Here is a 12,454-nt window from a genome sequence, read left to right as displayed (position 1 = left end):
TCTTCCCCCAGAAGCGCGGCGTCAGACGCCGTCGAGAAGCTGATCGATGTCGAGCGTGGAACGCTTGCCGAGATCGGCGCCATGCTCGTCGAGAAAGGCCTGAGCCGAGGCGCGGCCCTCATCGCGCAGCATGCTGAGAAATTCCCACTCGGCATTGAGCTTGGACGAATAACCAAGCGTTCCCATGACGTTGTTGGGCACCATGTGGATGCGCATCTTGGCCCATAGCGCGCCCTCGCTATTGCCGGGATCGGCAACCTTGCGCATCAGCGCCATCATGCGCAGTTCTTTCAGCAGAACGGCGTTGAAGGATACCTCGTTCAGCCGGTTGAGAATCTCGCGGGCATTGCTGGGCGTGCCCTCGCGCTCCACCGGATTGATCGGGATGAGGATCGTGTCGTCGGAATCCAGTTCCCGCACCAGCGGCGTCATGGTCGGGTTGCCGGAATAGCCGCCGTCCCAATAGGGTTCGCCGTCGATCTCCACCGCCTGGAACATGGTGGGCAGGCAGGCCGAGGCGAGCAGCACGTCCGGTGACAGGTCGGCATTGCGGAACACCTTGCCGCGCCCGGTGCGCACGCTGGTGGCGGTGATGAACAGCTTGATCGGCGAGACCTTCACGAGGTCGAAGTCGATCAGTTCCTCCAGGATCGCCCGCAGCGGATTGCCGCCGCCGGGGTTGAGATCGTAGGGCGAGACCAGCCGCGACATCAGGTCCATGGCGACGAAGAGGGGCGAATTGTCGAGCGTCCAGCGCCCCAGCAACTTGTCCATCGGGCCGCGCTGGAACGGGCTGAAACGCGCCGCCTCCGACACTTTGGCCCAGAAATTGGCCAGCGCCGCGCGCGCGCCCTCCGGCCCGCCCTTGGCGAAGCCGAAGCTCATCACCGCCGCGTTCATCGCGCCCGCCGAGGTGCCGGAGACGCCGTCGATCTTCAGCCAGGGCTCTTCGAGGAAGCGGTCGAGCACGCCCCAGGTGAAGGCACCATGCGAGCCGCCGCCCTGCAGGGCGAGGTCGATCAGCACCGGGGCCCGTGCGGACGGCGCCGCGTCCTCGTCACCGGCCGGCCCGGCGCTCGCGGCCTCGGTCGCGGGATGAACGGCAGGCCGAAGCGGGGCCGCGGCAACCGCCTCGGGAGCCTCGGAATCGGGCGGGGATGGCGTTGAGGTGGTCTCGGTCGACATGACGCTCCGTTTCCGCCTGATAGTATCGCCGCCCGGTACGGGCAACCGCAGGATAGCATCCTAGACCGCGCCAATGACAGTGTGATTGCCCTAATGCCTTTGGCGAGGCCTCCCGCCTGGGGAATGATGCGCTCACGCAAAGGAAGCCGCCTCGCGCCTTCGTGCCTGCAATTTCACTTCGGCAGGGTGTATGATGGAGACAATCGCCGGACGAGCAACGATCCGGCGTGCTCGTGGGAGGTTTCATGCTACACCGCATCCGCCTTTTGCTCGCGGTCGCCCTGTTCTCCGCGCTGGCGGTTTCCGCCGCCGCGGCACAGGACGCCGGCGCCGACGCCACCTGGAACAGCCTCAAGCCCGATGTTTTCGGCGAGCGGGCGATCCATGACGGCAGTCCGCTCGTCCAGCTCACCGCCCCGGTCCGCGCCGAAGACGCCGCGTTGGTGCCCATCACGGTGGAGGTGGCGCTGCCGGCGGGCGATAGCCGCACGGTGAAGAAGCTGACCCTCATCGTCGACGAGAATCCCGCCCCGGTCGCGGCCACCTTCACCTTCGGCGGCGCGCGTCACGACCTGACGCTCGGCACCCGGCTGCGGGTCAACAGCTACAGCTATATCCGCGCCATCGCCGAACTGAGCGACGGCGAACTGCATATGGGCGAGCGCTTCGTGAAGGCCTCCGGCGGCTGCTCGGCGCCCGCGATGAAGGACGAGGAGGCCGCGCTGAAGAGCATCGGCCAGATGAAGCTGCGCCTGGTCAAGGACGGGCAGATGGGGGATGCCACCAAGGCGAACCGCGTCTCGCAGCTGCAGCTCATGATCCGCCACCCGAATTATTCGGGGCTGCAGATGGACCAGATCACCCGGCTCTACATCCCGGCCAAGTTCGTCGACGCGATCGAGGTCAAGCAGGGCGACGAACTGGTATTCTCGATGGAAGGCGGCATCTCGCTCAGCGAGGATCCGGCGATCCAGTTTTCCTATGAGCCCAGCGGCAAGGAAATCCATGTCGACGCCGCCGACACGGACGGGCGCCGCTTCGAGGGCGACCTGAAGCCGGCCGGGTGAGCCCCGCGCGGCGCCCTCTCCCGGTCAGCGATCCCGGATCGGCCCTGCGGGCCGTCCGGGATAATGCCAGATGATAATGCCTCAGTAGAAGCAGGTGATCTCGGCCTCGGCCTGCGCGCGGCGCAGATCGGCGACGATGTCGCGGAACATGGCGGTGGAGCGGAACACCTCCGCCTGCTGGCCAGCCACCTGCCCGACGCTGAGGATGGTCTCGGCCTCGACATATTTCTCGTAAGGCAGGATGGTCGCGATCGTGTCGATCGAGCAGGAGCATTTCTCCAGCGATTGCCGCGACTGGCCATTTGCCGCCATGCAGCCGAACACGTAATCCGCCCGCGCCACCGTGGGATAGTCATTGATGAGGCCGGCGCCGGACACGGAAGGGGCCGGCTTGCTCGCGCCGGCCGCCACCGGCGCCAGGGTCGAGGCCGCGCCCGACGTGGCCGGCGGACTGGCGTCCTGCGCGTGTGCGACGCCGGGAATGACGGGCACGAGCAGGGACGCGGCGAGCAGCGGGATAGTCAGCAGCAAATGGGCGCCGCCGCGGGCGATCCTGCTGGCGTTGATGGACATGGCTTTCTCCTCGGGTCGCCTGTTCGGCGTGTTTTTATCGGCGCTTATTTCGTGGCCGTCGGCGCGCTCGCACCGGTCAGAGTCAGGCTGGTCTCGATGAGGTTGGCCGCCCCGTCCTTGGCGGGCGTGATGACGCGGATCGCGTAGAGCCCACCCGGCACGGCCTCGGAATAGATGAACTCATAGCGTCGATCGGCCAGTTCCAGCAGCTTGTCCTTGTTTGGATCCTGCGCGAAGGGCGACATGGTCAGCTTCCAGCCCTCGACCTCGCGCCCCTCGAAGGAGAAGCGCGCGGGCTCGACCGTGCCGCTGGCAAGATGGTCGCGCAGCCGGTTGCGCAGGTAGAACGGGCTGCCCTTGGTGAGCAGGGCTATTTCCTTCACGTCGCGCTCCAGCAGCACGAGCGAGATCGGATTGCCGTTGCGCGTGGGGAACGGGCCGGCCTCGCCCTCCTTGTCGCCTCGATGGATCACCACATTGGCGATGCGCCCGGCCGCATCGTCCGGGGCGGCGTCCACCTTCATCGCCAGCGTCTCGTCGAAACTCTCGCCGAGATCGGGTCGGGCCGTCACGTGCTTGTAGACGTAGTCGAGCGTCGTGCCGGCCGGAACCTGCGAAAGGTAGGGCGTATCGAAGAAGAGCTCGGTCGCGGTCGGCGCAGCCAGCGCGGCGCCGGACAGCAGGGCGGAAACGAGAAGCGCGGCGAGCCCGGAGAGAGGGCGGCGCGCGAACAGTCGGGGCATGGGCGATACTCCTGAAAGGGTTCAGTTCGCCCGGTCCGGCACGACATAGCGCCGATAGTCATAGGCGACCTCACCGCCCGCAGCGTCAGCCTCGGCGAGGGCGAGCAGATGCGCGTGCAGCGGTGATTTGTGGCAGGCGGGGTCGGTGGCGGCGGCATCGCCGGCAATCGCCATCGCCTGGCAGCGGCAGCCGCCCCAATCCTTCTCCTTGCGCTCGCAGCTCTTGCACAGATCGGGCATCCAGTCGGTGCCGCGAAAGGCGTTGAACGAAGGCGCATTCAGCCAGATGTCGCTCAGGCCATGCTCGCGCACGTTCCAGAAATCGAGGCCGGGAATGGTCTCGGCCGCATGGCAGGGCAGCACCTTGCCGGACGGCGTGACGTTGAGCGACTGGCGGCCCCAGCCATTCATGCAGGGCTTGGGATATTTGGCGTAATAATCCGGCACCACCGCATCGATGGTGAGCTGGCCCTTCAGCCGCGCGCGCGCTTCCTCCACCACGTCGAGCGCCCAGAACACCTGGTCGCGCGTGGGCATCAGCGCGCCGCGGTTGCGCAGAGCCCAGCCATAATATTGCGAATGGGCGATCTCGATGCGCCCCGCGCCAAGCTCCAGCGCCAGCTGGATGAAATCGGGGATCTGGTGGATATTGGCCCGGTGCACCACGGAATTGATGGTGAGCGGCAGGCCGAGCCGGCGCACCTCGCGCGCCACGGCAAGCTTCCTCTCATGCGCGCCGCGAAAATTCGAGACCTTGTCCGTCACCTCGACGCTCGCCCCCTGGAAGGAGAGCTGCACATGGTCGACGCCCGCGTCCGAAATCGCCGCCAGCCGCTCCGGCGTGACGCCGACGCCGGCGGTGATGAGGTTGGTGTAGAGGCCCACCTCGACGCAGTGGCGGATCATCGATTCCAGATCGCGCCGCGCGGTCGGCTCGCCGCCGGACAGGTGCACCTGCAGCACGCCGAGCTTGGCCGCTTCCGAGAACACGCGCAGCCACGTCTGTGTATCGAGTTCGACCGTGCGGCGGTCGAGGTCGACCGGGTTCGAGCAATAGGGGCATTGCAGCGGGCAGCGATGCGTCAGCTCGGCCAGCATGCCATAGGGCGCGGGCGGGGCGGGGCGTGCGAGCGGCTGCGCGAGGGGCTGGGCGACCACGTTCATGAGGCCGCATCTCCCACGGTCACGGCCGCGAGCGTGACGATCCCCTTCTCCTTCAGCCCGGCGAGGAAGGCGTCGACATCGGTGGCGACGCGCTCGCGATCCACGGTGAAGGCACTCGCCAGTTCATCGATGATGATGTCGATGGAACGCACGCCGTCCACCTTCTTCAGGATCTCCACCGCCACCGGATCGGGATTGAGCACGCGCTCGGGCGCCAGCAGCACCCACTGGCCGCGGGCCTCGTCGTGACGCAGGCGCACGCCGCGCGCGAGCCTGGGAATGGCTGACGTAACGAGTGCGGTCATCGCGTCTCCTTGGGCGCGAAGGCGCCGGGATAGCCCATTTTCGGATCGACATAGGCGAAATAGAGCGCGTCCAGCTGCACCCACAGCACGTCGCACTTGAATTCCAGCGCGCGGATCGCCGCGTCCTGCTGCTCCGGCGTGCGGGCGTGGCGCTTGACGTAATCGAGCGCGAAATCGGCATCGCGCGGCGCCTCGGTGAGGCGGTTCTCGAAATAGGCCAGCGTCTCCCGGGAGACGAAATCATAGTTCTTCAGCATGCCGGCGACCCGCTCGCCGATGATGCCGGGCGAGAACATCTCGGTGAGCGAGGAGGCGATCGCCTCCAGAAGGCTCTTCTCGCGCACGAAATGCACATAGGCATCGACCGCGAAGCGTGTTGCCGGCAGAAGGCTGCGCAGCGAGGTCACGGCGTGGCGATCGAGGCCCAGCCCGTCCGTCAGCTTCAGCCAGCGGGCGATGCCGCCCTCGCCCTCGTGATGTCCGTCATGGTCGATGATGCGCTGGCGCCAGACGCGCCGCAGCTCGGGCTCGTCCATCCGCGCGAGAATGGAGGAATCCTTCACCGGGATCATCGCCTGATAATAATAGCGGTTCAGCGCCCAGGCCTGAACCTGCCCGAGATCGAGCTTGCCGTCGTGCAGCAGGCGATGGAACGGGTGAAGATTGTGATAGCGGCGCGTGCCGACGTCGCGCAGGCGCGCCTCGAGTTCCTCGGCCGACAGCAGCGTGGTCATAGAAGGATCTCCATCCCGTCTTCGGCGATTTCCCACCCGGCCCGGTTGGCCGCGACGCGCTCCGGCGAGCCGTCGATCAGCACCGGATTCGTATTGTTGATGTGCACGTAGATGCGCCGGCCGATATCGAGCCCCTCAAGGGCCGCCATGGAGCCCTCCGCACCGGACATGCTCATGTGACCCATGCGCCGTCCGGTCTTGGCGCCGACCCCGGCCAGCGCCATCTCGTCATCGCGCCACAGCGTGCCGTCGAACAGCACCACATCCGCGCCGGCCAGCCGCTCGCGGAGCGCGTCGGTCATGGCGGCGCAGCCGGGAATGAACAGCACGCGGGCCTCGCCCAGCCTCAATTCGACGCCGATGGTCTGCTCGCCCTGGCGGTCGGTGACGAGGGCACCGGTATCGGCCTCCTCGCGGGCCTCCAGATAGAGCGCGATCTTGCCCGGCACGGGAAAGATCGTGGCGCTGACACCCTCGACCAGATCGAAGGAGGCGCCGAGTTCCACCTTGCGCCGCTCGACCACGCCCTCGGCCAGCACATCGAAGGCGCTGCTGGTGCGCAGCACCTGATGCACGCCCGGCGTCGCGAGGAGGCTGAAGGATTGCGCCTCGCGCAGGCTCAGCAAACCCGCGACATGGTCGATATCGGCATTGGTCAGCAGCACGGAAGCCACCGGCGATTGCCGGCGGCTTCCTCGCGGATGCAATGCCGGCACGGATCGGATCTGCGACAGGATTTCCGGTGCGCAATTCACCAGGGCCCACCGCTCACCATCCGCACTCACCGCGATGGAGGTCTGCGTCCGCGAACGGACACGGGGATCATTGTCCCAGGCGAGCGCGCAGACCGGACATCGGCAGTTCCATTGGGGAAAGCCCCCGCCGGCTGCCGAGCCGAGCACGATGAGACGCGGGCGGGACACGGAGGTTGGCATCGCAGCGTCACCCCCGGTCCAGCCGGCCGTCCCAAGCTCAGAAGTCAGCCGGCATATAGGCGTTGACTTCCATTCCGACGCAAACTTCGACGATATGCGGAGTGGTCCAGGCCATTTCTTCCTCCAGGATTATCTGCCGCTTATACTTCATAAGAAGTTGATAAGAGGCCGGTTGTTTGCACGGTACTTAGCACCGCATGAGTAATGTGGAGACGATATCCCCACTCGTCAAGCAATGCCAAAAATATCTTCAAAGGCATACATTATGCCACGAAATCCGGTCAAGCGGCTCGCACCTCGAACATGAAGCCGCGCCCGCGCACGGTGACGATCATCTGCCCGCCTTCCGGGGTTGCCTCGGCAAGCTTGTGGCGGAGATAGCCGACATAGACATCCACCACATTCAGCGAGGCCCCGCCATGGCCGGCCCATAGCGCGGCGAAGATATCGGCGCGCGCCAGCGGCTCGCCGGCATGGCGCATCAGCAGCGCGAGCAGTTCCACCTCGCGCTCGGTGAGGCGCACCCGCGTGCCGCCCAGCAGCGCCTGCCTCGTATCGAGATCGAGCGCCAGCGGACCGGCGGTGAGCACGCGTGATTCGCCCTCCCCGCTGCTGCGCCGCAGCGCCTGCACCTTCACCCGCGCCAGCAATTCCTCGAAGGCGAAGGGCTTGACGATGTAGTCGTCGGCCCCCGCGAGCAGGCCTTCCGTACGCTCGTTCACGCTGGAACGGGCCGAAAGCATGATGATCGGCGCGGTCTGCCCGCCCGCGCGCAACGCCTTGCACACCTCGATGCCGGAGCGCCCGGGCAGCATCACGTCGAGAATGATCGCCTCCAGCGGCTTGCCGGTCGCGGCCCGCAGCGCCTGCTCGCCATCGCCCACCAGTTCGACCTGATAGCTCTCCGAGGCGAAGCCGCGCCGCAGCAGCGAGCCGATGTCGGGATCGTCCTCGACGATGAGAATGGTCATTGGGCCGCCTCCACCGTTATGTCGGGCACCGGGACAGGCAGCCGCACGGTCACGCAGGTCCCCGTGCGGCCTCCCCCTTCGTCGGCGGTGCCGCTTTCTATGTCGATCCGGCCGCCATGCCGGTCCACGATCCATTTGGCAAGGGCGAGGCCGATGCCGAAGCCGGGGCCCTCGCGCGTGCCCGCCACCCCGCGCCAGAAGCGCTCGAAGACATGCGGCAGCTCCTGCGCAGGAATGCCGGTGCCGTGGTCGCGCACCCGCAGCAGCACCTCGCCGCCCGCACGCTCGGCCTCCAGCTGCACCACGGCGCCGGCCGGGGAGTGGCGCACGGCGTTGGCGACCAGGCCGTCCATGGTCTGGCGCAACCAGTCGCGGTCCGCCTCGATGGCCACGCCCGGCGAGGTGCAGGCGACCTCCAGCGACAGGCCGGCGGCGCGCGCCAGCGGCAGCATGCTCTCCTGCACCTCGCGCAGGAGATCGGCGACGAGGAACAGCGAACGCTCCAGCTCGATCTGCCCGCTCTCGGAGCGGGCAATGCGCAGCAGATCCTCGACACGCCGGTGCAGCTTGCGGGCACGGTTCTGGATCACCATCAGCGCGGCGCGCAGGTCCTCCTCGCTGGCCCGCGCCCCACGCAGCGTCACCTCCGCCTCGCCGAGGATGACGGTGAGCGGCGTGCGCAATTCGTGGCTCACATCGGTGAAGAAGCGGCGGCGGGCGAGATCGACATTCTCCAGCCGCGTGTTCGCCCCGCGCAATTCGGCGGTGCGGGCGTCGACAATCTCCTGCAGCCGCCTCTGGTCGGCAATCAACCGCGCCTCGCGCCGGGCGAGATGGGCGGCCATCCGGTTGAACCGCGCCATGGCGAGGCTGAGTTCGTCATGGCCGGTCACGGTCAGCCGGATGTCGGTGCGCCCCTGGGCGATGGCGGCGGCGGCGGTCGCGACATCGGCCACCCGGCGCACCAGCGAGCGCCCCAGCACCTGATAGAGCACCACCGCGACAAGGCCGGCGAGCAGCACGCCGGCAAGACCCCAGCGCATCGCGCTCTCGCGTAGGTCATGCACCGATTCCTGCGCGCCGCGGGCATCCGTGCGCTCTTCCTCCATGGCGAGGCTGAGCGGCGCGCCGAAGCCGGCGGCGAACACATCCAGCACCACACGCACGGCCGTGGTGGGATCGGCCTGCTGCAGCGCGGCCTGGACCTGCCGGTCCATCCCCTCGAACTGCGCCCGGAGCCGGGCCACGGTGCGGCTGCGCGCGGCCATGAGCGTGCGCTGTTCCTCGTCGCCGCGGCGCTCGACTTCGAAGCCAAGCGCGGTCTCGAAGCGCTGGAAGGCGGCGAGCGTCGCCTGCCGGGCCGCCGCCAGCGCGTCGCGGTTGCGCTCGCCCGGCTGCTGCGCCGACTGCAGCGACACCAGCGCATAATCGCCGATGCGGCCGGATATGGACGATAGCAGTTCCAGCCGGTTCTGCGCGGAGACAAGGCGGTCCAGCTCGACATTGGCCCGACCGAGCACGACCACGATCAGCACGGCCGCCGCAGCGGTGACGAAAACCGCCACCGCGAGCAGCAACGCCATTCGCGCCCTCAGCGATGAAAAACTGCCGCGCCCCATGCTGCCTTCCCGAACACGGCAGCCGACAGGCCGCCCGCGGGAATGATTTCATGGACCGCGCGCTCGCGCACGCTGCGCCGCAGCAGAGCGTGAGCCCGAACGGCCGCCGATCAGCCCCGGCGACGGCAACGGCGACGGGTGGCGGCGCCTGCCGCTCAGATGTCCCGGCCGCCCATGTTGGCGCGGCCACAGCGCCACTTGTGCACCTTCCACTTGGGGTGCGTGCCGCTCCATTCGGCAATGGTCGGCATCGCGGCGATCATGCACTGCATCGGCATCTGCGTCTGCTCGACGCTGACCGAGAGCGCCTCCTCACGGCAGGTTCCCGGATTCGCCACGAGACAGATAGACAGTATGAGTTCCATAAGCGGCTCCCTCGGCGTGCGACAAAGCCACTCCCGCGATCATCTCCCCCCAAGACCGGTATTTGCGGCACCAAAGGCCACTCCGATCTGCGCCTTCCGGCGCTGGTATGCCAAAGCAAGATGAATGCCAGAGAACCGTGCGCGACCACCCGCCACGACCACCAGCTACATTCTGCCACAGCCGGCGCGACGGGCCGACGGCGAATGCGCGGGATGCATAACTCTTCATCATGCCGCCTTATTCCTCATCGGCGCGCAGGCGGCGGCGACCTTTTGGCGCGTGCGGCCGGAAAGCGTTGTCAATCCTGCGGAAGCGCGAAGAATCCCTTGCAGTTAAAAGCGAAGCGGGCCTAGTCTCTCGCCCGTAACGTGTCGGTCGCGCTATCGGGCCAACCGGTTTGGTGTCCCCAAACGCTGCAACAAAGATAGCCGGGACATTAGAGAGGGACGCCCCGTTCCTTGCTCGTGAAACCCTGCTTTGGGAGGTAGTTTAGATGGCCAAGATCAATAAGGTACTTATTGGTGAGTCGCTCGTCGGCGACGGCAACGAAGTTGCTCATATCGACCTGATCATCGGGCCGCGCGGCTCGGCTGCGGAAAGCGCCTTCGTCAACGCGCTGACCAACAACAAGGATGGCTTCACCTCGCTGCTCGCGGTCGTGACGCCGAACCTGCTCGCCAAGCCCAACACCATCCTGTTCAACAAGGTCACCATCAAGGACGCCCGCCAGGCCGTTCAGATGTTCGGCCCCGCGCAGTATGCCGTCGCCAAGGCGGTGGTGGACAGCGTCGCCGAAGGCGTGATCCCGGAAGAAGAAGCCGACGACCTGTTCATCTCGGTCGGCGTGTTCATCCACTGGGAGGCGGCTGACGACGCCAAGATCCAGCAGTTCAACTACGAGGCGACCAAAGAGGCGCTCAAGCGCGCCGTCGATGGCGATCCGAAGATCGGCGAAGTTCTCGCCAAGGCCGGCGCCGCCAAGCATCCGTTCGCCGCTTAGATCGGAAGCAACCCTGGGCAGACAACACCACCGCCCACGGCCCCATCTCATCCGAAGGGCCTGCTCCAGCGGTTGGCGGCGATATTTCTCGATAAGTGAGGGCGTGACGCCTTCGCTTTCGTGAGGGAGACGACGGACCTCCGCCCTCTCCCGAAACGCCGACTTGCCATAAGCCCGGAGCCTTGTGCTCCGGGCTTTTTCATGTCGCACGCTCGATGCAAGGACCGTTGCGGCATCGCGGCCGGAACGCGCCGGGCGGCGAAATTTCGGGCCGCGGAATATCGGGCCGCGTGCGGCGGTCAGGCTCCGCCGGACAACGCCTCGGGCTCGGCCAGCCCGGCATCGCTCAGAAAGGCCTGCAATCGCGCGGGCGAGCCGCGCTCGGTAACGCCAAGCTCGACCCGAACGTCGCGCGCGATGTGCACCGGCGTTCCTTCCAGCCGCACGATGCGGCTCGCCAGGGCCGCCGCCTCGCGGCTGTCATGGGTCACGAACAGCACGGTCGCCGGGTGCTGGATGATGAGCCGGCGCAGCAAATCCCGGAGCCGGCGCGCGCTCGCCGTGTCCAGCGAGACGAAGGGCTCGTCCATCAGCAGCAGGTCCGGGCGCATGACGAAGGCGCGGGCCAGCGCGACGCGCCTCTGCTGGCCGAGCGAGAGCCGCTCGGGATAGGCATCCGCCAATTCCGCGAGCCCGACATCCGCCAGCATGGCCCGCGCCGCCTCCTGCCCTTCGGTTCCCGAGGGCAGCACCAGCGCGACATTTTCCAGCACGGTGCGCCAGGGCAGCAGGCGCGGGCTCTGGAAGGCATAGGCAATGCGCGGCGGCGCGCCCGCGAACCGGATCGCACCGCGATACTCGGCATCGAGCCCGGCGATGATGTTGAGCAGCGTCGTCTTGCCAAGGCCCGAGGCCCCGAGCAGCACGAGGAACTCGCCGGCGGCGACGTCGAGACGGAAATCGCGAAAGATCTCCCGCGCCGGCGCGCCCGCGCGGGCGGGAAACTGCTTGCCCATGATGTGGATGCCGATCGCGCTCATCGCCGCCACCGGTTGACCCGCCGTTCCCAGGGCTGCAGCAGGCCGATCTCGATCAGTTGCACCACGGCGGTGAAGGCCAGCGCATAGGCGAGCACCAGGGCGACATCGAACATCTGGAACGCGGTCTGCAATTCGAAGCCGACACCATTGGAGCGGCCGAGCAGTTCCACCACCAGCACGATCTTCCAGGTCAGCGCCAGCCCGGAGCGGGCACTGGCGGTGAAGAACGGCACCAACTGGGGCAGCGTGACATGGCGCAGCAGCTTCCAGCGCCCGAGCCGGTACACACGCGCCATCTCGTCGAGGTCGCGCGACAGGGCAGCGGCGCCCTCGCGCATCGTCACCGCCACATTGGGGATCTTGTTGATCGACACGGCGGTGATGGCCGCCGCCTCGGTCAGCCCGAACCACACGTAGCACAGGATGATGATCACCAGCGCCGGCAGGTTGAGCAGCACGATCACCCACGGGCCCAACAGCTCATTGAGGCGCGGCGAACGGCCGAGCGCGATGCCGATGGCCGAGCCGAGCAGCATGGCGATTATGAAGCTCGCCGCCACCCGCGCCAGCGTGATGGCGATGTTGCGCTGCAGCGCGCCACCCTCCGCCGCCCGCATCATCGCCGCCAGCACCGCCGCCGGCCCCGGCAGCAGGGGCGAGGCCGCCCACCACGCCGCGACCTGCCAGACCAGCATGAGCGCCAGCAGCGAGAGGGCCGACATCAACAGGCGGGAGGCGGTGGACACGCCGGC

15 protein-coding genes are annotated in these 12,454 nt (G+C 67.3%); 2 read left to right on the top strand and 13 right to left on the bottom strand.

The genetic code is table 11. From position 1 onward, the window contains the following. Positions 1-21: 21 nt before the first annotated feature. Positions 22-1,185, bottom strand: coding sequence for a patatin-like phospholipase family protein (locus QOZ99_RS04845; RefSeq protein ID WP_306888821.1), 1,164 nt, complete (start codon positions 1,183-1,185; stop codon positions 22-24). 245 nt (positions 1,186-1,430) lie between these two features. Here QOZ99_RS04845 and QOZ99_RS04840 point away from each other — a divergent pair, with 245 nt between their 5' ends. Further along, positions 1,431-2,252, top strand: coding sequence for a quinoprotein dehydrogenase-associated SoxYZ-like carrier (locus QOZ99_RS04840; RefSeq protein ID WP_306888820.1), 822 nt, complete (start codon positions 1,431-1,433; stop codon positions 2,250-2,252). Between the two features lie 81 nt (positions 2,253-2,333). Here the strand turns inward: QOZ99_RS04840 and QOZ99_RS04835 are convergent, their stop codons facing one another. The 10 genes from QOZ99_RS04835 to QOZ99_RS04790 form a co-directional block, all read right to left on the bottom strand. Continuing rightward, a complete protein-coding gene (locus tag QOZ99_RS04835; RefSeq protein ID WP_370876798.1) occupies positions 2,334-2,672 on the bottom strand; it encodes a hypothetical protein in 339 nt (112 codons plus the stop codon). A 197-nt stretch (positions 2,673-2,869) separates the two neighbouring features. Further along, positions 2,870-3,568 carry a hypothetical protein gene (locus QOZ99_RS04830; protein ID WP_306888819.1) on the bottom strand — a complete coding sequence of 233 codons (699 nt, stop codon included), beginning with the start codon at positions 3,566-3,568 and terminating at the stop codon, positions 2,870-2,872. Between the two features lie 21 nt (positions 3,569-3,589). Next, positions 3,590-4,732 (bottom strand): pyrroloquinoline quinone biosynthesis protein PqqE, encoded by a 1,143-nt coding sequence (gene pqqE / locus QOZ99_RS04825; RefSeq protein WP_306888818.1) that lies wholly within the window; start codon positions 4,730-4,732, stop codon positions 3,590-3,592. Then, positions 4,729-5,037, bottom strand: coding sequence for a pyrroloquinoline quinone biosynthesis peptide chaperone PqqD (pqqD, locus tag QOZ99_RS22390; RefSeq protein WP_306888817.1), 309 nt, complete (start codon positions 5,035-5,037; stop codon positions 4,729-4,731). Before pqqD ends, pqqE begins: the two co-directional genes overlap by 4 nt. Next, complete coding sequence (pqqC, locus tag QOZ99_RS04815; RefSeq protein WP_306888815.1) at positions 5,034-5,771, bottom strand: pyrroloquinoline-quinone synthase PqqC; 738 nt, start codon at positions 5,769-5,771, stop codon at positions 5,034-5,036. Before pqqC ends, pqqD begins: the two co-directional genes overlap by 4 nt. Continuing rightward, positions 5,768-6,706, bottom strand: a complete 939-nt coding sequence (gene pqqB / locus QOZ99_RS04810; protein ID WP_306888814.1) for a pyrroloquinoline quinone biosynthesis protein PqqB — start codon at positions 6,704-6,706, stop codon at positions 5,768-5,770. Before pqqB ends, pqqC begins: the two co-directional genes overlap by 4 nt. 37 nt (positions 6,707-6,743) lie before the next feature. Further along, a complete protein-coding gene (pqqA, locus tag QOZ99_RS04805; RefSeq protein WP_183188636.1) occupies positions 6,744-6,821 on the bottom strand; it encodes a pyrroloquinoline quinone precursor peptide PqqA in 78 nt (25 codons plus the stop codon). A gap of 166 nt (positions 6,822-6,987) precedes the next feature. Continuing rightward, a complete protein-coding gene (locus QOZ99_RS04800; protein ID WP_306888813.1) occupies positions 6,988-7,677 on the bottom strand; it encodes a response regulator transcription factor in 690 nt (229 codons plus the stop codon). After that, entirely contained in the window at positions 7,674-9,260 is a 1,587-nt protein-coding gene (locus QOZ99_RS04795) for a sensor histidine kinase (protein WP_306888812.1), read from the bottom strand. The genes QOZ99_RS04800 and QOZ99_RS04795 overlap by 4 nt, the downstream gene beginning before the upstream one ends. 191 nt (positions 9,261-9,451) lie before the next feature. After that, positions 9,452-9,661, bottom strand: coding sequence for a hypothetical protein (locus QOZ99_RS04790; protein WP_306888811.1), 210 nt, complete (start codon positions 9,659-9,661; stop codon positions 9,452-9,454). A 494-nt stretch (positions 9,662-10,155) separates the two neighbouring features. Here QOZ99_RS04790 and fae point away from each other — a divergent pair, with 494 nt between their 5' ends. Next, positions 10,156-10,662: a formaldehyde-activating enzyme gene (gene fae / locus QOZ99_RS04785; RefSeq protein ID WP_306888810.1), complete on the top strand. Its 507-nt coding sequence runs from the start codon at positions 10,156-10,158 to the stop codon at positions 10,660-10,662. Between the two features lie 299 nt (positions 10,663-10,961). Here fae and QOZ99_RS04780 read toward each other — a convergent pair whose 3' ends face one another. Beyond that, entirely contained in the window at positions 10,962-11,702 is a 741-nt protein-coding gene (locus QOZ99_RS04780) for an ABC transporter ATP-binding protein (protein WP_306888809.1), read from the bottom strand. Next, positions 11,699-12,448, bottom strand: coding sequence for an ABC transporter permease (locus QOZ99_RS04775; protein WP_306888808.1), 750 nt, complete (start codon positions 12,446-12,448; stop codon positions 11,699-11,701). Before QOZ99_RS04775 ends, QOZ99_RS04780 begins: the two co-directional genes overlap by 4 nt. Between the last annotated feature and the right edge of the window lie 6 nt (positions 12,449-12,454).

The organism is Ancylobacter amanitiformis (assembly GCF_030814815.1).
In the GTDB taxonomy this organism is placed as follows: domain Bacteria; phylum Pseudomonadota; class Alphaproteobacteria; order Rhizobiales; family Xanthobacteraceae; genus Ancylobacter; species Ancylobacter amanitiformis.
This window is presented reverse-complemented; position numbering and strand designations above follow the sequence as displayed.

Excerpts from the sequence above, each read along its gene's own strand:
- fae (WP_306888810.1), top strand. The coding sequence starts at position 10,156 with ATGGCCAAGATCAATAAGGTACTTATTGGTGAGTCGCTCGTCGGCGAC.
- pqqC (WP_306888815.1), bottom strand. The coding sequence starts at position 5,771 with ATGACCACGCTGCTGTCGGCCGAGGAACTCGAGGCGCGCCTGCGCGAC.
- QOZ99_RS04800 (WP_306888813.1), bottom strand. The coding sequence starts at position 7,677 with ATGACCATTCTCATCGTCGAGGACGATCCCGACATCGGCTCGCTGCTG.
- pqqE (WP_306888818.1), bottom strand. The coding sequence starts at position 4,732 with ATGAACGTGGTCGCCCAGCCCCTCGCGCAGCCGCTCGCACGCCCCGCC.
- QOZ99_RS04780 (WP_306888809.1), bottom strand. The coding sequence starts at position 11,702 with ATGAGCGCGATCGGCATCCACATCATGGGCAAGCAGTTTCCCGCCCGC.
- pqqD (WP_306888817.1), bottom strand. The coding sequence starts at position 5,037 with ATGACCGCACTCGTTACGTCAGCCATTCCCAGGCTCGCGCGCGGCGTG.
- QOZ99_RS04845 (WP_306888821.1), bottom strand. The coding sequence starts at position 1,185 with ATGTCGACCGAGACCACCTCAACGCCATCCCCGCCCGATTCCGAGGCT.
- QOZ99_RS04795 (WP_306888812.1), bottom strand. The coding sequence starts at position 9,260 with ATGGCGTTGCTGCTCGCGGTGGCGGTTTTCGTCACCGCTGCGGCGGCC.
- QOZ99_RS04790 (WP_306888811.1), bottom strand. The coding sequence starts at position 9,661 with ATGGAACTCATACTGTCTATCTGTCTCGTGGCGAATCCGGGAACCTGC.
- QOZ99_RS04840 (WP_306888820.1), top strand. The coding sequence starts at position 1,431 with ATGCTACACCGCATCCGCCTTTTGCTCGCGGTCGCCCTGTTCTCCGCG.
- pqqB (WP_306888814.1), bottom strand. The coding sequence starts at position 6,706 with ATGCCAACCTCCGTGTCCCGCCCGCGTCTCATCGTGCTCGGCTCGGCA.
- QOZ99_RS04830 (WP_306888819.1), bottom strand. The coding sequence starts at position 3,568 with ATGCCCCGACTGTTCGCGCGCCGCCCTCTCTCCGGGCTCGCCGCGCTT.
- pqqA (WP_183188636.1), bottom strand. The coding sequence starts at position 6,821 with ATGGCCTGGACCACTCCGCATATCGTCGAAGTTTGCGTCGGAATGGAA.